The 19,128-nt window shown below is 73.6% G+C and carries 13 protein-coding genes; 11 read left to right on the forward strand and 2 right to left on the reverse strand.

Annotated elements, in window-relative coordinates:
- Nucleotides 1–201 precede the first annotated feature (201 nt).
- The 7 genes from CXH06_RS01100 to CXH06_RS01130 all read left to right on the forward strand — a co-directional run bounded on the left by CXH06_RS01100 (nt 202) and on the right by CXH06_RS01130 (nt 9,311).
- Complete coding sequence (locus CXH06_RS01100; protein WP_198683982.1) at nt 202–1,713, forward strand: polysaccharide biosynthesis tyrosine autokinase; 1,512 nt, start codon at nt 202–204, stop codon at nt 1,711–1,713.
- A 44-nt stretch (nt 1,714–1,757) separates the two neighbouring features.
- Nucleotides 1,758–2,318 carry a low molecular weight phosphatase family protein gene (locus CXH06_RS01105; protein ID WP_157975544.1) on the forward strand — a complete coding sequence of 187 codons (561 nt, stop codon included), beginning with the start codon at nt 1,758–1,760 and terminating at the stop codon, nt 2,316–2,318.
- A 91-nt stretch (nt 2,319–2,409) separates the two neighbouring features.
- The gene (locus tag CXH06_RS01110; RefSeq protein ID WP_157975545.1) at nt 2,410–3,387 is read left to right on the forward strand and encodes an O-antigen ligase family protein; all 978 of its coding nucleotides are present in this window, start codon (nt 2,410–2,412) and stop codon (nt 3,385–3,387) included.
- A gap of 95 nt (nt 3,388–3,482) precedes the next feature.
- Nucleotides 3,483–4,424, forward strand: coding sequence for a methylenetetrahydrofolate reductase (locus CXH06_RS01115; protein WP_114853300.1), 942 nt, complete (start codon nt 3,483–3,485; stop codon nt 4,422–4,424).
- Nucleotides 4,421–6,769, forward strand: a complete 2,349-nt coding sequence (metE, locus tag CXH06_RS01120; protein ID WP_114853301.1) for a 5-methyltetrahydropteroyltriglutamate--homocysteine S-methyltransferase — start codon at nt 4,421–4,423, stop codon at nt 6,767–6,769. Before CXH06_RS01115 ends, metE begins: the two co-directional genes overlap by 4 nt.
- A gap of 257 nt (nt 6,770–7,026) precedes the next feature.
- A complete protein-coding gene (tdh, locus tag CXH06_RS01125) occupies nt 7,027–8,091 on the forward strand; it encodes an L-threonine 3-dehydrogenase (protein ID WP_114853302.1) in 1,065 nt (354 codons plus the stop codon).
- A gap of 5 nt (nt 8,092–8,096) precedes the next feature.
- Nucleotides 8,097–9,311: a glycine C-acetyltransferase gene (locus tag CXH06_RS01130; RefSeq protein WP_114853303.1), complete on the forward strand. Its 1,215-nt coding sequence runs from the start codon at nt 8,097–8,099 to the stop codon at nt 9,309–9,311.
- A gap of 13 nt (nt 9,312–9,324) precedes the next feature.
- Here CXH06_RS01130 and CXH06_RS01135 read toward each other — a convergent pair whose 3' ends face one another.
- The gene (locus CXH06_RS01135) at nt 9,325–10,674 is read right to left on the reverse strand and encodes an MATE family efflux transporter (RefSeq protein WP_114853304.1); all 1,350 of its coding nucleotides are present in this window, start codon (nt 10,672–10,674) and stop codon (nt 9,325–9,327) included.
- Nucleotides 10,675–10,882: 208 nt separating this feature from the next.
- On the opposite strand from CXH06_RS01135, the gene CXH06_RS01140 reads away from it, so the two are divergent.
- The gene (locus CXH06_RS01140; RefSeq protein ID WP_114853305.1) at nt 10,883–14,320 is read left to right on the forward strand and encodes an efflux RND transporter permease subunit; all 3,438 of its coding nucleotides are present in this window, start codon (nt 10,883–10,885) and stop codon (nt 14,318–14,320) included.
- 84 nt (nt 14,321–14,404) lie between these two features.
- Here the strand turns inward: CXH06_RS01140 and CXH06_RS01145 are convergent, their stop codons facing one another.
- Nucleotides 14,405–15,541, reverse strand: coding sequence for a glycosyltransferase family 4 protein (locus CXH06_RS01145; RefSeq protein WP_114853306.1), 1,137 nt, complete (start codon nt 15,539–15,541; stop codon nt 14,405–14,407).
- Nucleotides 15,542–15,669: 128 nt separating this feature from the next.
- On the opposite strand from CXH06_RS01145, the gene CXH06_RS01150 reads away from it, so the two are divergent.
- The 3 genes from CXH06_RS01150 (at nt 15,670) to CXH06_RS01160 (ending at nt 18,669) form a co-directional block, all read left to right on the forward strand.
- Nucleotides 15,670–17,253 (forward strand): cell wall metabolism sensor histidine kinase WalK, encoded by a 1,584-nt coding sequence (locus CXH06_RS01150; protein WP_114853462.1) that lies wholly within the window; start codon nt 15,670–15,672, stop codon nt 17,251–17,253.
- A complete protein-coding gene (locus CXH06_RS01155; protein ID WP_114853307.1) occupies nt 17,250–17,939 on the forward strand; it encodes a response regulator transcription factor in 690 nt (229 codons plus the stop codon). Before CXH06_RS01150 ends, CXH06_RS01155 begins: the two co-directional genes overlap by 4 nt.
- 88 nt (nt 17,940–18,027) lie before the next feature.
- Nucleotides 18,028–18,669, forward strand: coding sequence for a hypothetical protein (locus CXH06_RS01160; protein ID WP_114853308.1), 642 nt, complete (start codon nt 18,028–18,030; stop codon nt 18,667–18,669).
- The last annotated feature ends 459 nt before the right edge of the window (nt 18,670–19,128 follow it).

Here is a 19,128-nt window from a genome sequence, read left to right on the forward strand (position 1 = left end):
GCGGGGTCGGGCGGGCGGTGGACCACCGCCGCGACGCGAGACCGAGTCGACGAAGCCGACAGAAAGGGCGAATCGGACATAGACTATCGGTCGGAACGGGATCACGGAACCACCGTCGCCGGTCCGAGATGTCCGTTTTGAGTAGTTCGGTGTACGGTGGGCTTCCACCGCGGACGTCCCGCCGAACCGGATCGAGGTCTCGTGGATCTTCAGCACATCCTTCACAGCCTGCGCGAGCGCTGGCGCTCCGGGCTCCTGTCCGCCCTGCTCGTGCTGGGCACCGTCGCGGCTCTCGCCCTGACGCAGACACCCGACTATCGCGCGACCAGTCAGGTCTACGTCCAGGTGCGCACGGGCGAGGGCATCGCCGATCTCAACAGCGGTGCCAGCTTCGCCAGCCAGCAGATCTCCAGCTATGCGGAACTGGCCACAACCCCCTTCGTCCTCGACGAGGTCATCGAGGAGCTCGGACTCGAGGCGACGGCCTCGGAGCTCGCACGCGACCTCACCGTGACAGCGGAGGAGGGCTCCTTCCTCCTCGAGATCACCGCGACGTCCCCGGACCCTGAGGGCGCCGCGGCCGTCGCCGATGCCACCGCCATCCACCTGCAGGAAGCCGTCGCCTCGCTGGACGGCGGCACCGGGGCCTCGAGCGTGGAGCTCCGGGTCGTCACGCCCGCCGCGGTGCCGGCGGAGCCGTACTCCCCCGACCACGTGCGCATCGGAGTCCTCGGTCTCCTGCTGGCGCTGCTCGCGGGGGTCGCCACGGCGCTGATCCGTGCGCTGCTGAACACCCGCGTGCGCGGCGTCGACGATCTCCGGACGGGGGAGGGCCGGATCGTGCTGGGCACGATCCCCGCCGTCCGCGGCGCGGAGAGCGCCGCGCGGGTGCTGCTGGAGCATCCCCACGGCGCCGCGGCGGAGGCCTATCGGGAGCTGCGCACCAACCTGCAGTTCGTCGAGCTCGTCGAAGGGCGGCGGAGCATCCTGGTGACCTCGTCCCTCATGGGTGAGGGCAAGTCCACCTGCACGGTGAACCTCGCCCACGCGCTGGCGAGCTCCGGCTCGCGCGTCCTGCTGATCGACGCCGATCTGCGATCCCCCTCCGTGCACGAGCTGCTCGGGATCGAGGGCGAGGTGGGGCTGACCACGCTGCTCATCGGCCGCGCCGCACTGGCCGAGGTCACCCAGCCCGGAAGCACCGGCGGGCTCGACGTCATCACCTCCGGGACCATCCCTCCCAATCCCTCCGAGCTCCTCGGCAGCGCGGCGATGGAGAAGCTGCTGCATGAGGCGTATCGGCGTTACGACGTCGTCCTGATCGACGTGCCGCCGGTGCTCCCGGTGGCCGATGCGGCCGTCCTCTCCCGGATCGTCGGCGGTGTCCTCGTCGTCGCGCAGAACGAGCGCGTGCGCCGCGCGGAGCTCGAGAGGGCGATGGCGAAGCTGCAGGCCGTCGACGCGCCCGTGGTCGGCATGATCCTCAACCGGGTGCGCGGCGCCGGGCAGGGCGCGTACGCGGCCTACGGGAGCTACGGGGCCCCTGGGGCCGAGGCGGGAGCCGAGCTGCCCGCTGGGGAGGGCGACACCCTCGGCGCGCCCTGGGCGGTGACGCCTCGGCAGGAGCCGCCCGAGACGGCGACCGAGGGCGAGAGCGCCCGTGACCGGGATCGCGGGCTCGCCCGGGCCGGCTCCCGCCGCGGCCACCGGTGAGCGGGCGCCCCGCCCCGACGCCGGATCGGGCAGCGAGGATCCTGGTGGTCTGCACCGCGAACATCTGCCGCTCACCGGTCGCCGCCGCGCTTCTCGGGGACGCCCTGACCGGCTCGGGCCTGACCGTCACGAGTGCCGGCACGAGGGCGCTGGCCGGCGCCCCCACCGTGCCCGAGGCGCTCGAGTACGTGGCCCGCCGCACCGATGTCGCACCCTCGCTCCGCGCGACCCCGCTCACGGCCGCCCGCACCCTGGGCGTCGGCCTGGTGCTGACCATGACCGGTGCGCAGCGGGCCGAGGTGGTGCGGACCGCCCCGGCGATGCTGCGGCGGGTCCTCACCCTGCGCCAGCTCGTCCGCGTCGCGCCGCATCTCCCGTCCGACGCCCGCTTCGGGTCGGTGCAGGAGTGCGCCGAGGCGCTGGCGCGCTGCCGGCCCCTGGCCCCGCCCGCGGCCCCCGGCGAGGACGACATCGCCGATCCCTTCGGAGGGCCGCCCGCCGGCTATGCGCAGAGCTTCGACCTCATCGCGCGGTCCTGCTCGCTCGCGGCGGAGGTCCTGCTCAGCACGGTCTCGGCGGGGACCCATGGGTCCGGCCGCGGCTAGCCGGCGCAGGACCATGCGGGGGGACGGAGGCGGGGACCGATCCACGCGCACCCCGTGGGGGAGCGCGTGGGGAGATCGTGCGCTGCTGGTCGTGCTCGGGCTCTGGATGCTCTGGGTCGCGCTCGCCGCGGTGCGGCACGGCCATCTGGACCCCGCGGGAGGGCACTACCTCCTGATGCCGGCGGTCCTCCTGCTGGGCGTCCTCCTCGGTCGGCGCGGCGGGGGCGGGATCACGGTGGTGGCCTCGGCCGGTGCGCTCGGAACGATCCTGCTCGTCCTCGACCCGATCTACGCCAACGCCCAGGCGGCCTGCGGGGTGCAGATGGTGGCGCTCGCCGGGCTGCTCCTCGTCCAGGACGCGGACGAGGAGCGTGTGTCCCGGAGCAGGACCGTCGTCGCCGTCGTGACCGGCGCGCTCGGCCTGCTGCTCGCCGCCGGCGCGCAGGCGGCGTCCGTTCTCGCCCTCGTCGTCGCCGCCGCGGTCGCCCTCGCGGTCACGGCAGCCCCCGCGCGGCCCGTCGTCGCGCGCCCGGTCGTCCTCGTCGTCGGCCTGGCGAGCATCGGCACGGCCCTGCTCGCCGTGCTCGTGCTCGCGGCCCTCCCGACGTGGCCGGAGGCGCTCAGCAGCCCCGAGAGCCTCAGCGGGGCGCGCCACGACCTGTGGCGCGACGCCGGTGAGCTCTGGCGCCGCCACCCGATCGCGGGTGGAGGGCCGGGGTCCTTCCTCGAGGCCTCGGGCACGGCCCGCTCGGCCCCTCACCTCTATGCGGCGCACTCCTCGATCCTGCAGGTCGCCTCCGAGCTCGGCACCGTCGGGGCGCTGCTCCTCGCAGGCCTCCTCGCCGCCGGCGCCCTCGCCGCGCACCGGGCGGGTTCCTCGCGCGGCCTGATCGGAGTCACCGCGTGGTGCGCGCTCGCCGTGCACTCGATGATCGACCACCTCTACGAGTTCCCGGCCGTCGTGCTCCTCGCAGGAGCAGTGATCGGAAGCGCCGGGGTGGCAGGGCGCGGCCGTGCTCCGGCGGAAGGACGGGGTGTCCCGGCGCCCTCGCCGCATGACCCCCTGTGAACCCCCGCGACCCCGCCCCGGTCTCCCCGTCGCACGGGTTCATCCACGAACACGATCCTTCCGCCGGGCGCGGCCCGGTGCGTAGCTTGCGGGCCATGTCCACCACCACGACGCTGCCCGAGCTCGAGCGCTCCGCGCCGGTCCGTCATCGTCCCGCGCTCAGCTACGAGCTCTTCCCGGCGCGCTCGGACGTCTCCTTCGACCGGCTGCGGGAGACGGTCCGGCACCTCGAGGCGACCGGCCCCGACTACGTCTCGGTGACCAGCCGCACCGGGCACGGGAACCTGGACCGCGTCCTCGAGCTCACCGAGCACGTGCTCGCCGAGACGAGCCTGCGCCCTCTGGTGCACCTGACCTCCGTGGGCTCCACCCGCGCCCAGCTGGTCACGATCATCCACGCGCTCCTGGACCGTGGCGTGCGCGGCCTGCTCGCGCTGCGCGGCGACCTGCCCGAGGGGCACCGGCTCGAGGACGACGAGATCCCCTTCGCGCGTCCGCTCGTGGAGCTCATCCGGGACATCGAGCGCGAGCGCACCGCCACCCTCGCCGGCGGCCGCGTCAGCATCGGGGTGGCCGCCTACCCGCATCGCCACCCCGAGTCCCCCACCACCAGCCACGACACCGAGGTGCTGGTCGCCAAGGAGCGCGCGGGAGCGGACTTCGCGATCACCCAGGTGTTCTTCGACGCCCCCGTCTACTGCGGCCTGCTCGAGCGGGCCCGCGCCGCCGGGGTGCGCCTGCCGCTGGTGCCCGGCTTCGTGCCCGCCACCAACCCGCGCCGCCTCGCGCGTCTGGCCGCCCTGAGCGGCGTCGCCCCGCCGCGCGATCTGCTCCACCGTCTCGAGATCGCCGCGGACGACGTCGAACGGCGCCGGATCGGTGTGCGCTTCACCGTGGACCTCGCCACCCGCGTCCTCGACGCCGGCGCCCCCGGACTGCACCTGTTCACCTTCAACTCGCACGCCGAGGCCCTCGACGTGCTCGACCACCTCGACCTGGACCGCTGGTCCACCGCCTCCCAAGGAGAGACCCGATGACCACGCAGACCACCCCGCACGCGCTCGCCTCCCTCCCGGCCGCGACGCCCGTCGGCTATCCCCGCATCGGGCCGGCGCGCGAGCTGAAGAAGGCGGAGGAGGCCTACTGGGCCGGCCGCATCGACCACGAGGAGTTCGCCTCCCGCACCCGCGCCCTGCGCCGCGCCACGCGGCAGCGCCTCGCCGCGCTGGGCCTCGACGCCGCGGCCGCCGCGCCGGAGTCCTTCTCCCTCTACGACCAGGTGCTCGACGCGGCGCTCGCCACCGGCATCATCCCCGACCGCTTCGCCGGCGTGCTGGACCAGGACGGCACGGTCGACGACGACGGCCTGTTCGCCCTCGCCCGCGGCACCGCCGAGCAGCCCCCGCTCGAGATGACCAAGTGGTTCGACACCAACTACCACTACCTGGTGCCAGAGATCGGCCCGGGGACGGACCTCCACCTCGCCTCGCGTCGCGTCATCGAGCTCTACACCGAATCCCTCGAGGACGGCGCGGGCACCCGTCCCGTGCTCGTCGGCCCCCTGACCCTGCTGCTGCTCGCCAAGGCGCAGGACGGCGCCCCGGAGGGCTTCGACCCCCTGGACCGCCTCGACGAGCTCGTGGACGTCTACGCCCAGCTGCTGGCCGAGCTCGCCGCCGCGGGCGCTCCCTGGGTGCAGCTGGACGAGCCCGCGCTCGCCGCGGACCAGCGCGTGGACGCCGCCGCGCTCACCAGCGCCCTGGACCGCTCCCTCGGCGTGCTCGCCGCCCGGACGGACCGTCCGCGGATCCTCGTCACCACCCCTTACGGCGGGATCGGCGACCTGCTCCCGGCCCTGCTGGCCACCGGCGCGGAGGCCGTCCACCTCGATCTCACGCGCGGCGAGCTGCCCACCATCGAGCAGCTCGCGGGCATCGGCACCACCCAGGTCGTGGCGGGCCTCGTGGAGGGCCGCTCCGTGTGGCGCACCGCGCTGCCCACCGCCGCGGCCCGCCTGGCGGTGCTGCGCGACCGCGTGGCCGCCGCCGGCGGGGACGCGGACTCCGTGGTCGTCTCCACCTCCGTCTCCCTCCAGCACGTGCCCCACACCCTGGAGCTCGAGACCTCCCTGCCCGCCGCGCTCGTGGCCACCCTCGCCTTCGCGGACGAGAAGATCGCCGAGCTCGTGGAGCTCGCGAGCGGGAGCATCACCCCCGGTGCGGCCGACGGGCCGCGCTCGGTGCCCCGCGACTTCGCCGGCGTCCGCGACCAGGCGGTGCGCTCCCGCGCCGCCGCGACCACGCCCGCCGACGCGCAGCGCTCCGACTACGCGACCCGCGCCGCGGCGCAGCGGGCGGCGCTGGGCCTTCCGGACCTGCCCACCACCACCATCGGCTCCTTCCCGCAGGTCCCCGAGGTGCGCGCGGCCCGCGCCGCCCACCGCCGCGGTGCGCTGGACGACGCCGGCTACGAGCAGGCGATGAAGGACGAGATCGCCCGTGTCATCGCCCTCCAGGAGGAGCTGGGCCTGGACGTGCTGGTCCACGGCGAGCCCGAGCGCAACGACATGGTCCAGTACTTCGCGGAGAACCTCGACGGCTTCGCGACCACCGAGCACGGCTGGGTCCAGTCCTACGGCTCCCGCTGCACCCGCCCCTCGATCCTCTTCGGCGACGTCTCCCGTCCCGCCCCGATCACCGTGGGCTGGGCGACCCACGCCCAGTCGCTGACGCCCCACCCGGTCAAGGGCATGCTCACCGGTCCGGTCACCATCCTGGCCTGGTCCTTCGTGCGCGACGACCAGCCCCTCGGCGAGACCGCCGCTCAGGTGGGCCTGGCCCTGCGCGACGAGGTCGCCGACCTCGAGGCCGCCGGGATCCGCATCGTCCAGGTTGACGAGCCGGCCCTGCGGGAGCTGCTGCCGCTGCGCGAGGCCGACCACGAGGACTACCTCGACTGGTCCGTGCGCTCCTTCCGCCTGGCCACCAGCGGGGTCGAGGACGCCACCCAGATCCACACCCACCTCTGCTACAGCGAGTTCAACGTGGTCGTGGGCGCGATCGACGCCCTGGACGCGGACGTCACCTCGATCGAGTCCGCCCGCTCCCGCGGCGAGATCCTCGAGGCGATCGACCCGGACGCCTTCCCCCGCGGCATCGGCCCGGGCGTGTGGGACATCCACTCCCCGCGCGTCCCCGCCGGGGAGGAGATCTCCGAGCAGCTGCGCCGGGCCCGCGCGATCGTGGACCCGCAGCGGCTGTGGGTGAACCCCGACTGCGGGCTGAAGACCCGCGGCTACGCAGAGACCGAGGAGTCCCTGCGCCGCCTGGTCGCCGCGGCCCGGGAGGTCCGTGCCGAGGCGGAGGTCCCCGCCGGGGCGTGAGCCACCGGCCGCGGCGCCCGGCCCGGCACCCTGCAGCAAGGGCGCCGGGCCGGGCGCTTCGCGGTCTGGACGGTGGTGTCCTCCACGCCGCGCCCGCCCACCCGCGCTGCAGGCACCTCTGCCGGGATGCTCCACCCCGGTGACACGGCGGCGACGCCTGCCCCGCCCGCACTCCGCCGAGAACGGGAGCGGGAGGTGCTCCCCTGTGTAAGGCTAGGCTCTGAACAAATCCCTGACACGGTGGACGAGGAGCTGAGATGCGCGCACTGCGCAAGGTCGCGCCCCGCGCGGGCCTGGAGTGGACCACCGTCCCCGAGCCCGACTGCGGTCCGTTCGAGGTGAAGATCCGGGTGCTGCGCACGGGGCTGTGCGGCACCGACCTGCACCTGCACGCCTGGGACGCCGCGGCGCGCGCCATGACCGACGCCGTCCCCTTCACCCCCGGCCACGAGTTCTACGGCGAGGTCGTAGAGGTCGGGGCGGAGGTCAGCGACGTCCGGGTGGCCGACCGCGTCTCCGGGGAGGGGCACGTGGTGTGCGGGACCTGCCGTAACTGCCGCGCCGGCCGGCGCCAGATGTGCATCCGCACCCGCTCCGTGGGCGTCCAGCGCGACGGCGCCTTCGCCGAGTACGTGACCCTCCCGCACGAGAACGTCTGGGTGCACGAGCACGACGGCGCCACGGCGCTGATCAGCCCCGAGCTCGGCGCCGTCTTCGACCCGCTGGGCAATGCCGTGCACACGGCGCTGAGGTTCCCGCTGGTGGGTGAGGACGTGCTGATCACCGGCGCGGGCCCGATCGGCCAGATGGCCGCCGCGGTGGCCCGCCATGCCGGCGCCCGGTACATCACCATCACCGACATCTCCCCGCAGCGCCTGGAGATGGCGGAGGGCTCCGGGGCCGACGTCGTGCTGGACGTCTCGAACCAGAGGGTGCGCGAGGCTCAGCAGCAGCTGGAGATGCGCGAGGGCTTCGACGTGGGACTGGAGATCTCCGGCCAGGCCCGCGCCCTGCAGGAGATGATCGAGAACATGAACCACGGCGGGAAGATCGCGCTGCTGGGCCTGCCGGCGGAGTCCTTCGCGATCGACTGGACCGCGGTCGTCACCCACATGCTCACCCTGCAGGGCATCTACGGCCGCGAGATGTACGAGACCTGGAACGCGATGTCCTCGATGCTCAGCACCTCCGAGGTGCTGCGCGCGGCGATCGCCCGCACCATCACCGACGTGCTCCCCGCGACCGAGTGGGAGCAGGGCTTCGCCCGCGCCGCGGCCGGCGCCGCCGGCAAGGTGGTGCTGGACTGGAGCGTGGTGGAATGACCCCCATGGACACCGCCCTGAGGACCCAGCTGACCGCCGAGCTCGCCGCGATCGAGGAGGCCGGCACCTTCAAGCGCGAGCGCGTCATCTCCACCGCGCAGAGCAGCCGCATCACCGCCGGCCCCGTCGGACGCGAGGGCGCCGAGGTGCTGAACTTCTGCGCCAACAACTACCTGGGCCTGGCCGACCACCCCGAGCTCGTCGCCGCCGCGAAGGACGCCCTGGACCAGCGCGGGTTCGGGATGGCCTCGGTGCGCTTCATCTGCGGCACCCAGGACCTCCACCTCGAGCTCGAGCGCGCGCTGTCCGCCTTCCTGGGCACCGAGGACACGATCCTGTTCTCCTCCTGCTTCGACGCCAACGGCGCCGTCTTCGAGCCGCTGTTCGGCCCGGAGGACGCGATCATCTCCGACGCGCTGAACCACGCCTCCCTCATCGACGGCATCCGCCTGTCCAAGGCCGCCCGCTTCCGCTACCGCAATGCGGACCTGGACGACCTGCGCACCCAGCTGGAGGCGGCCGCGGCGCTGCGCGAGGGGCGCGGGGCGCGCCGCATCATCATCGTCACCGACGGCGTGTTCTCCATGGACGGCTATCTCGCCCCGCTGCCGGGCATCTGCGACCTCGCCGAGGAGTTCGGGGCGCTGGTGCTGGTGGACGACTCCCACGCCGTGGGCTTCCTGGGGGAGAGCGGGGCCGGCACCCCGGAGCACTTCGGGGTCGCGGACCGGGTGGACCTGTACACGGGCACCTTCGGCAAGGCGCTCGGCGGCGCGAGCGGCGGCTACGTCTCCGGCCGTGGCGAGATCGTCGCGCTGCTGCGACAGAAGGGCCGCCCCTACCTGTTCTCCAACTCGCTGGCCCCCTCGATCGCCGCAGCCACCCTGCGGGCGCTCGAGCTGGTCGCCGGCAGCGGGGAGCTGCGCGCTGCGCTGCAGCGCAATGCGGCGCTGTTCCGCCGGCGCATGGGAGAGGAGGGCTTCGACCTGCTCCCGGGCGAGCACCCGATCGTGCCCGTCATGCTCGGCGACGCCGCGCTCGCGGGGCGGATGGCCGATGCCATGCTCGAGCGCGGCGTGTTCGTGACCGCCTTCTCCTACCCGGTGGTCCCGCGGGGGAAGGCGCGGATCCGCGTCCAGCTCTCCGCCGCTCACTCCGAGGCCGATGTCGAGGCTGCGGTACAGGCCTTCGTCGGCGCCCGCGCCGCCGTCGGCGACTGAACGGCTGAGCGGCTCAGCCGCCGAGGCGCATCCAGGCGTCGATCCGCACCCGCAGCCCCAGGCTGACCGCGCGCAGCACCATGAACCAGAAGGTGCAGGCCAGCCACAGCAGCGCGAGCCCCAGCGGCCCCGGCGGCGCCGTCCACGCGACGAGCGCCGCACCGGGGAGCACGGCGAGCGCGACGATCACGCCCGCCTTCGCGAGGTACGGGGCGTCGCCGGCCCCCATGAGCACGCCGTCGAGCACGAAGACGTATCCGGCGATCGGCTGGGTGACCACGAGCGCCCAGAGCGCCGCGCGCAGGCTCTCCTGCACGGCGACATCGGGCGTGAACAGCTCCGGCACCACGTAGCTCGCCCCCAGCAGGGCGAGGGCGACGACCGTGCCGCCGCCCACGCCCCAGACCATCAGCCGCCGCGTCACCGCCCGCACCGTGGTGGGGTCCGAGGCGCCGAGGTAGCGGCCGGTCAGCGCCTGGCCGGCGATCGCGAGCGAGTCCAGTGCGAGCGCGAGGACGCTGAAGACGGTGGTCGCGAGCTGGTGCGCGGCCAGCTGCACCTCGCCGAGCTGCGTGGCCACCACGGTCCCGGTGATCACCACCGCCCGCAGGCTCAGGGTGCGCACGAACATCGGCACCGCGTCCCGTCCCACCGCCACCAGGTTCCGCGGCGTCAGGGCGAGGGCGATCCGCTCCCGCCGGGCGCGGCGCACGATGACGCCCAGCAGCACCAGGGCCATCGCCCACTGACACACCACCGTCCCGATCGCGCTGCCGGCGATCCCCAGGTCCATCCCGAAGATCAGCACCGCGTTGAGGGGGATGTTCGTGAGCGCCCCGCCGGCGGCCACCGCGAGCGGCAGCGTCGCGTTCTGCATCCCGCGCACCAGCCCGGTCGCCGCCTGCACGGCGAGCATCGCCGGCAGACCCAGGGCGCTGAGTCGCAGGTAAGTGGTCGCCTCGGCGAGCACCTCCTCCGAGGGACCGAAGGCGGCCAGCAGCGGTTCTCCGGCGACCACCAGCACGGCCGTCGCGAGCGCCCCCACCACCAGCGCGAGCCAGCAGGCGTCGACCCCGCGGGAGATCGCCTCGCGGGTGCGGCCGGCGCCGAAGGACCTCGCGACCGCGGCGGTGGTCGAGTAGGCGAGGAACACCGAAAGGCCGACGACGGTGGTGAGCACCGTCGAGGCGAGGCCCAGGCCGGCCAGCGAGGTGGTCGAGACGCGGGCGATGAAGCCGGAGTCGACCAGGACGAACACCGGCTCGGCGATGAGCGCCCCCAGGCTGGGGATCGCCAGGCGCAGGATGTCGCGGTCGACGGTGCGCCGGGCGCGCTCCTCGCGCGGACCCTCGGCGGCGCTCATCGAGGGACGCGCGCGGTGAGCGGGGTCACGGGGCGCGGGGAGAAGGGGTCGTGCACTCCTCCATTGTGCGGTGGGGCCCTCGACCTTTGTCGGGTCCGTCCGCGCAGCTTCGCGTGAGAGAGTTCCCGCGGGGCAAGCGCGGACGCGGCCTCCCGGCTCGGCGGGCGTCCGTGCCGGAACCCGTCGGACCGTCTTCCCGAGGAGCACGATGCATCGCCTCGCCACCCTGAGCCTGAACAACCGCTCCTTCATCGCGCTGGTCTGCATCGCGGTGTCGATCATCGGCGTGTTCACGATGACGACCATGCGTCAGGAGCTCATCCCCTCGGTCTCGCTGCCGCAGATCCAGGTGGTGACCTCCTCCCCGGGCTCCTCCTCCGAGCAGGTGCGCGAGCGGATCACCGCCCCGGTCGAGCAGTCCCTCAGCGGGCTCGAGAACGTCGAGGGCACCTCCTCCAGCACCTCGGCGGGGCTCTCGATGGTCACCGTCGAGCTCGACTACGGCACCGACGTGGCCCGCGCCTCGAACCAGGTGGACGCCGCGCTCACCCGCATCGAGGACCAGCTGCCCGAGGACGCGGACCCGCAGGTCATCTCCGGTGGCACGAGCGACCTGCCCGCCGTCGTGCTCTCCGTCTCCTCCGATCTCGAGCCCTCCGAGCTCGCCGCCCGGCTCGAGGCCTCGGTGACCCCCGAGCTCGAGCGCGTCGACGGCGTCTCCTCCGTCGCGGTGATCGGCGCCCCCGAGGAGATCGTGCAGATCACCCCCGACGAGGACGCCCTGGCCGAGAACGGCCTCACCGACGCCGACATCACCACCGCCCTGGACGCGAGCGGACTCTCCCTGCCCGGCGGCTCCGTCACCGACGACGACCGCACCCTGGACGTGGTGCTGGGCCAGAGCATCGACAGCATCGAGAGCCTCGAGTCGATGATGCTCCTGCCCTCCGAGGAGGACGCGGGCGCCGAGGAGGGTCAGCAGGCCGCGCCGCCCGCCACCCCCGTGGCCCTCTCCGAGGTCGCGACCGTCGAGCGCACCACCGAGGAGCCCACCTCGATCTCCCGCACCGACGGGCGCGAGTCGCTGGTCGTCATGGTCACCGCGACCGTCGACGGCAACGTCGTGGACATCTCCGAGGACGTCGAGAGCGTGCTCGCCGACGCCCTGCCCGGCGTCGGCGGCGGTGCCGAGAGCGCCGTCGTCTTCGACCAGGCGCCCTTCATCGAGGAGTCGATCCTCGCGCTCGCCGAGGAGGGCCTGCTGGGTCTGCTCTTCGCCGTCGGCGTCATCCTGCTGTTCCTGCGCCGGGTGCGGCCGACGGTCGTCACCGCGATCTCGATCCCCACCTCGCTGCTCATCGCCTTCATCGGCATGTACGTCACCGGGTACACGCTGAACATGCTGACCCTGGCCGCGCTGACGATCTCCATCGGCCGCGTGGTCGACGACTCGATCGTGGTCATCGAGAACATCACCCGCCACATGGCCTACGGGAAGACCAAGCGGCGCGCGATCCTCGACGGCGTCCGCGAGGTGGCCGGCGCCATCACCGCCTCGACCCTGGCGACCGTGGTCGTGTTCCTGCCCATCGCCGTGGTGGCGGGCATGGCCGGGGAGCTGTTCCGGCCCTTCGCGCTGACCGTCGGCATCGCGATGCTGAGCTCCCTGCTGGTCGCGCTGACGATCGTCCCGGTGCTCGCCTACTGGTTCCTCAAGCCCCCGAAGGGCCAGGAGGAGGTGGACCCCGACGACGTCGCCCAGGTCCAGCAGATCCGCGAGGCCGCCGAGGAGAAGGAGGAGCGCGGCTGGATGCACCGCGTCTACGCGCCGCTGCTCCACGCCGCGCTGGACACCCTGCCGCGCCGCCTGATCACCGTGGGCGCCTCGGTGCTCGTCCTGGTGGGCACGGTCTTCCTCATCCCGCTGGTGAACATCAGCTTCCTGGGCGACACCGGACAGAACATCGCCTCGCTCAGCCAGTCCCTCCCCGCGGGCACCAGCCTCCAGCAGTCCTCCGAGAAGGCGGCCGCCTCCGAGGAGGCGCTGATGGAGATCGAGGGCGTCCAGACCGTCCAGACCACCATCGGCGGCGACCAGTTCGGCGCCGGCGGCGGGGAGAACGAGGTCAGCTACTCGATCACCACCGACCCCGACGCCGATCAGGAGGCGCTGACCGAGGAGATGGTCGCCGCACTCGAGGAGCTGCCGGAGCCGGGCACCGTCGAGGCCGCGGACATCGCCTCGCCCACGGGGTCCAGCTCCGTGGACGTCCTCCTCACCGGCCCCACCGCCGAGGACCGTCAGGCCGCCAACGACGCGCTGCTGGCCGAGCTGGACCCGCTGCCCGAGGGCGTCTCCGAGGTCACCAGCGATCTGCAGGCGGACCAGCCCACCGCGGTGGTCACGGTCGATCGCGAGGACGCCGCCGCGCTGGGGCTGACCGAGGAGGCCGTGATCGGCATGGTCGCGCAGCAGCTGTACCCCGGTGCCATCGGCACCGTCACGCTCGAGGACGACGAGCTCGACATCTACGTCGAGACCGGCGAGAGCATCGGGACCCTCGAGGAGCTGCAGGACATCACCCTGATGGGCGGCATCCCGCTGCAGGACGTGGCCACCGTCTCCGAGGAGCTCTCGCGCCCCTCGATCGCCACCCGGGACGGCCTCGAGACCGTCACCGTCTCCCTCACCCCGGCGGGCGAGGACGTCTCCGTGGCCACCCGCGCCGCGAACGACGCGATCGAGGCGGCGGACCTGCCCGAGGGCGTCCAGGCGACCGTGGGCGGCACCGCCGCGGACATCGACGAGACCTTCGGCCAGCTCGGCATCGCCATGCTCGCCGCGATCCTGCTGGTGTACGTGCTGCTGGTGTGGATCTTCAAGTCCCTGATCCAGCCGCTGATCCTGCTGGTCTCGATCCCCTTCGCCGCGGTCGGCGCACTGGGCCTGCTGATCATCACCCGGGTCCCGCTGGGCCTGCCCTCGATGATCGGTCTGCTCATGCTGGTGGGCATCGTGGTCACCAACGCGATCGTGCTCATCGACCTGGTCAACCAGTACCGGCGTCAGGGCATGGCGCTCGAGGAGGCACTGCACGAGGGCGCCGCCAAGCGTCTGCGACCCATCGTCATGACCGCCGCCGCGACCATCTTCGCGCTGTTCCCGATGGCGCTGGGCATCACCGGCAACGGCGGCTTCATCGCGCAGCCGCTGGCCGTGGTGGTCATCGGCGGCCTCGTCTCCTCGACCCTGCTGACCCTGGTCATCGTCCCGGTGCTGTACCGCATCGCGGAGGGCCCGGGGGAGCGGCGCCGGCTGCGCGAGGAGGCCCGCGTGGCCGAGCAGCGCGAGGCCCGCGAGAGGGCGCTCGCCGAGCAGCGGGAGCAGGAGGCGGCCGAGCGGCGCCGCCAGGAGGCCGTGGAGCGCGAGCGGGAGCTCGCCGCGCAGCGCGAGATGGAGCTGCGGCGCGAGCAGGAGCTCGCCGCGCAGCGCGAGACGGTGCGGCGGTCGGCGCAGGACGCCGCGGGCCGGGCCGTCGCGGAGCACCCCGAGGCCCCGTCCGTGCCGGACCACGGGAGCCGTCGCTCCCTCAGGGAGCGCGGCGGCATCGTGGGCATGATCCGGCGTCGCCTCGGCCGGGACTGACGCGCGCCCGGTCCGGCGCCATCGGGCTCGAGGGTGCCCCCGGGGTCCGCGGCTGCGCGGGGCGCCCTCAGCGGGCGGGGCGTCTCACGACGGCGGGGCGCCGCAGGCCCGGGCGATGGCCGCGTGGAACCGGTCCGGGTCGTGCCGGCGCCGGGCGCGGTCACGGCTCGCCGGCAGCTCCGCGATGATCTCGGGCCAGTGCTCGAGGAGATGCTCGAGCGCGCGCGCGATCTCCGCGGCGTCGTCGGGCCGCACCAGGCGGGCCGTCCGGTGCTCGCCCACCGCCTCGCGCAGCGCCGCGGTGTCGCTGGCGATCACGGGGCGCAGGGAGAGGACCCCCTCGACGGCGGCGAGGTCCTCCTCCCCGTGCCGGGTGGGGACCAGCAGCACATCGGCCCGGGCCAGGTGGTCCCAGCGCTCGCGCGCCGCCTCGGCCCCCGCGTCGAGGAGCTCGACCTCCACCTCGGCCTCGGCGGCCTGGTCGCGGAGCTGCTCCGCGAACCATCCCTGGTCGGTGCCGATCCTGCCCACCAGCGTGACCTGCGCGCGCCTCCCGCCGCGGCACAGCAGGGCGGCCGCCTCGATCGTGAGATCGGCGCCGCGCCGCGGGGTGATGGGCCCCAGATAGAGGATCCGCAGGGCGCCCTCGAGCGGTTCGCGGGGCGGGAGCGGGCTCGGCGGGGAGGGCACGGCCGCGGGGACGATCTCGGCGCGGCGCGCCAGGGCCGGGAGCATGTCGCGGAGCAACTCCAGATCGGCCCCGCCGCCGACCAGCGTGTGCCGGGAGGCGAGGTGCGCCCGCAGGGTCAGCCGTCCGACCATCCGGCTCGCCGTCGGCTGCGGAGCGCGCAGATGACTGACGGTGGGGATCCGGCGCAGCCGGGCGACGAGGGGCCACTGGGGGATCGCCGCGGTGGAGACGTACACGGTGTCCGGCCGCACCCGGGTCACGGTCCGCCAGGCGCCGACGAAGCCCCAGGGCGCTCCGCCCACGAGCGCCGACCAGCGCAGCTCCCGGCGCAGCAGGACCATGGGCACGATCAGCACCTCGGCGCCGGTCCGGCGCAACCCCGCCACCAGCGGGCCCGCCGACGGGAGGGCGACGACCACGCGGCAGCGCGCCGCGCGCAGGGCGAGGACGCTGTGGAGGAGCCCGGCGGCGAGGTCGCCGAGCTCGGCGTCGGGGTGCGCCACCAGCACCGTCCGCACGGGGATCGTCATCTGCCCAGTATGTCCAGTTTATACCGCATTGTCCAAAATTTCGCGGCGGGGGATGCCGCGGCCCCGGCCCGGACCCTCCGCCGCCGCGCCGAGGAGCCGGCGCAGGTCCGTCCCCTACGATGCGCTCCATGAGGACGGCAGAGCGCGGCGAGCGTGCGGGCACCGCGCGGGGGCGCACCGTCCGCACCCGGATGCTCGCCACGATGCTCGCCTTCATGGCCGTGGGTCTGGCCGTCACCGGGGTGCTCACCTATGCGGTGCAGTTCCGCGCTCTCGAGCAGCGGGTGGACGCCGAGCTCCTCCAGGAGTACGACGAGCTCGACCTCATCGCCCAGAGCACCGAGGACGACGGCTCCCTCACCCACACCACCGTCGACGCCCTGCTGCTGCGGGCCACGGAGTCCGCGGCCCCCTCCGACTACGAGGCCGTGGTCGCGATCATCGACGGCGAGAGGGGGTACAAGCCCACCCAGCAGGACTTCGAGCTGCTCCCCGAGGGCTCCGCGGAGGCCGAGGCGCTGCTCGAGGAGATCCTCGCGGTCCATCAGCCGGGCGGCACGGTCACCGTCACGATGGACGCCTACGGCCGGGAGCTGAGGGTCCTGATCGCTTCCGTCGCCGTCGCCGACGACGACACCGAGGGCATCTTCGTGGTCGCCAACGACATCGGGGCCCAGAAGCGGGACATCTGGCGCAGCGCCCTCACCTTCGCGGTGCTCTCGATGGTCACGCTGCTGGTCGCGGGCTGGGTGGGGTACGTGGTCACGGGGCGACTGCTGCGCCCGCTCGAGGACCTCCGCGTCGCGACCGCGCAGATCACCGCCGCGGACCTCGAGCGACGGGTGCCGGTCCCCGCCGGGAAGGACGACATCGCGGCGCTGGCCCAGAACTTCAACCGCATGCTGGCCCGGATCCAGGAGGGCTTCGCGGAGCAGCGCCGCTTCATGAGCGACGTCGGCCACGAGCTGCGCACCCCGCTGACCATCGTGCGCGGCACCCTGGAGACCACCGATGTCGAGGACCCCGAGGACGTGCGGGAGTCCCGGGACATCGCGGTCGACGAGCTGGACCGGATGGGGCGCGTCGTCGGCGACCTCTCCGAGCTCGCCGCGTCCACCCGCCCCGACTACGTGCGCCGCCGGCCGCTGGAGCTCGAGGAGTTCGCGCGCTCGGCCTTCGCGCGCCTGACCCACATCGCCGAGCGCGAGTGGATCCTGGACCGCACGGTGGACGCCGTCGCCGACGCCGACGAGCAGCGCCTCACGCAGGCCGTGGTCCAGCTCGCGGCGAACGCCGTGCGCTACAGCGACGAGGGCAGCGTCATCCGCATGGGCGTGGACCGGGTCTCCGGCCCCGACGGTCCGGAGATCCACGTGAGCGTCCAGGACGAGGGGGTGGGCATCGCGATCGAGGACCAGCGCCGCATCTTCGAGCGCTTCACCCGCGTCGACGGGGACCGCGGCTCCGGCTCGGGGCTGGGCCTGCCCATCGTGCTCGCGATCGCCGAGGGCCACGGCGGCGTGGTCCGCGTGCTCTCGGCGCCGGGGCGCGGCTCCACCTTCACGATCGTGTTCCCGCAGTCCAGCACCGCGTCGTCGGCCGACGACGAGGCCAGCGACGCTGCGGACGATGCCTCCGGGCGCGGCACGGCAGGACATACTGGAGGGGGTCGGGACGGACACGGCACCAGGACGGGGAGAGGCGACGGATGAGGATCCTCATCGCGGAGGACGAGGCGCGGATCGCGCGGTTCATGGAGCGGGGGCTCAAGGCCCATGGGTACGCGTCGACCGTCGTCGAGGACGGCATCGGGGCCCTCGACCTGGCCTCGAGCGGCGAGTTCGATCTGCTGATCCTCGACGTGGGGCTGCCCCGCATGGACGGCTTCCAGGTGCTCCGGACCCTGCGGTCGATGGATGTCCAGATCCCGATCCTCATGGTCACCGCCCGCACGGGCGTGGAGGACACCGTGCAGGGGCTCGAGGGCGGCGCCAACGACTACATCGCCAAGCCCTTCCGCTTCGAGGAGCTGCTGGCCCGGGTCAAGCTGCGCGCCCGCGAGGCCTCCTCCGGCGCCGGCACCGTGAGCAGCGACGTGCTCGAGCTGGGCGATCTCTCCCTGGACCTGCGCACCCGCGTGGCGACCTGCACGGGGGAGGAGCAGGAGCGCCAGGTGGAGCTCTCGGGCCGAGAGTTCACCATGGCCCGCGTGTTCCTGGAGAACCCCGGGCAGATCCTCACCCGGGACCTGCTGCTGTCCAAGGTGTGGGGCTACGACTACGACGGCGCCTCGAACGTGGTCGACGTCTACGTGGGCTACCTCCGCTCCAAGCTCGGCGCGGCCCGCATCGTCACCGTCCGCGGGGCGGGCTACAAGATGGTCGATCCGGCCTCCTGAGTGGCATCTGCACAGGTCGCGGCGTTCATGAGAGGCCTCTCATGAATGGTTCACCGGCATCTCATCGCCCCCGTCGAGGATGCCCGGCATGAAGACGATGAGGACCCTGGTGATCATCGTGGCGGTCGCGCTCGCCGCGGTGGGCCTCGCCCTGCTCCCCACCGTCGAGGACGTTCCCACGGTTCAGCCGGGCATCACCGTGGGCGGACCGTCCGACGCCGGCGGCGAGGCCGCCGCGCGAGGCGGCGCCGGGAGAGCTGTGCCGCCGGCAGATGCCTCCGGGGCCGGAGCGGCCGAGGAGGGGACAGCCGTCGCGCTGCCCGAGCACACCGCGGCCGCGGACGCCGGGGCCGGCCTCGACTCCGACTCCGGCGCCGCCGCCATGCGGACGGTCCCGTCGCCCACGCCCACTCCCACCCCCGAGCCTGCCGCGGACCCGGCCCCGCGCGCCGCGAGCGGCGGCTCGGGATCGTCCTCCGGCGACTCCTCGGGGGGTTCCTCGTCCGGCGGGTCGTCGTCCGGCGGATCGTCCTCGGGCGGGTCGTCCTCCGGTGGATCCTCGTCGGGAGGGTCCTCGTCGGGCGGATCCTCTTCGGGTGAGTCCTCCGGCGGGGGATCCGGCTCCACCCCGCCCCAGCCTGCCGGCGCCTGCGAATGGGACGACGACGGCTGGGAGTGCGATGACGACGATGACGACGATGACGACGGCGATGACGATGACGACGACTGAGGCGGCCAGCCGTCGCTGAGTCGGCCCCCGACGCCCCGCGCCCCCCCCGCCACGAGTGTGCTCACCTCGGGGTGGGCCCCGCGCACCCCGCCCGCTCTGTCTCGAGGCGCTGAGGTCAGGTGTGTCGGTATGGGGCCTGATAGCGGCACGGGTGACGTCCGTGGTTTTGTCCTTGGCCTGCCCGGTGTTGCTCCGGTGGGGCGCTGAGGTCAGGTGTGTCGGTATGAGCCCGGATATCGGCACAGGTGACGTCCGTGGTTCTGCCCTTGGCCTGCCCGGTGTTGCTCCGGTGGGGCGCTGATGTCAGGCGTGTCGGTATGAGCTCGGATAGCGGCGCGGGTGACGCCCGAGGCTCTGCCCGCGGCCAGCCCAGCGCCGCCCCGGTGGGGATGCGGAGGTCAGGTGTGCCGCGGAGACGTGCCTGCGCGATCCGGGGAGATGCAGCGGTTCGATGCCTGC

Origin of the sequence: Brachybacterium sp. YJGR34 (assembly GCF_003347015.1) — a bacterium.
Taxonomy (GTDB): Bacteria; Actinomycetota; Actinomycetes; order Actinomycetales; family Dermabacteraceae; genus Brachybacterium.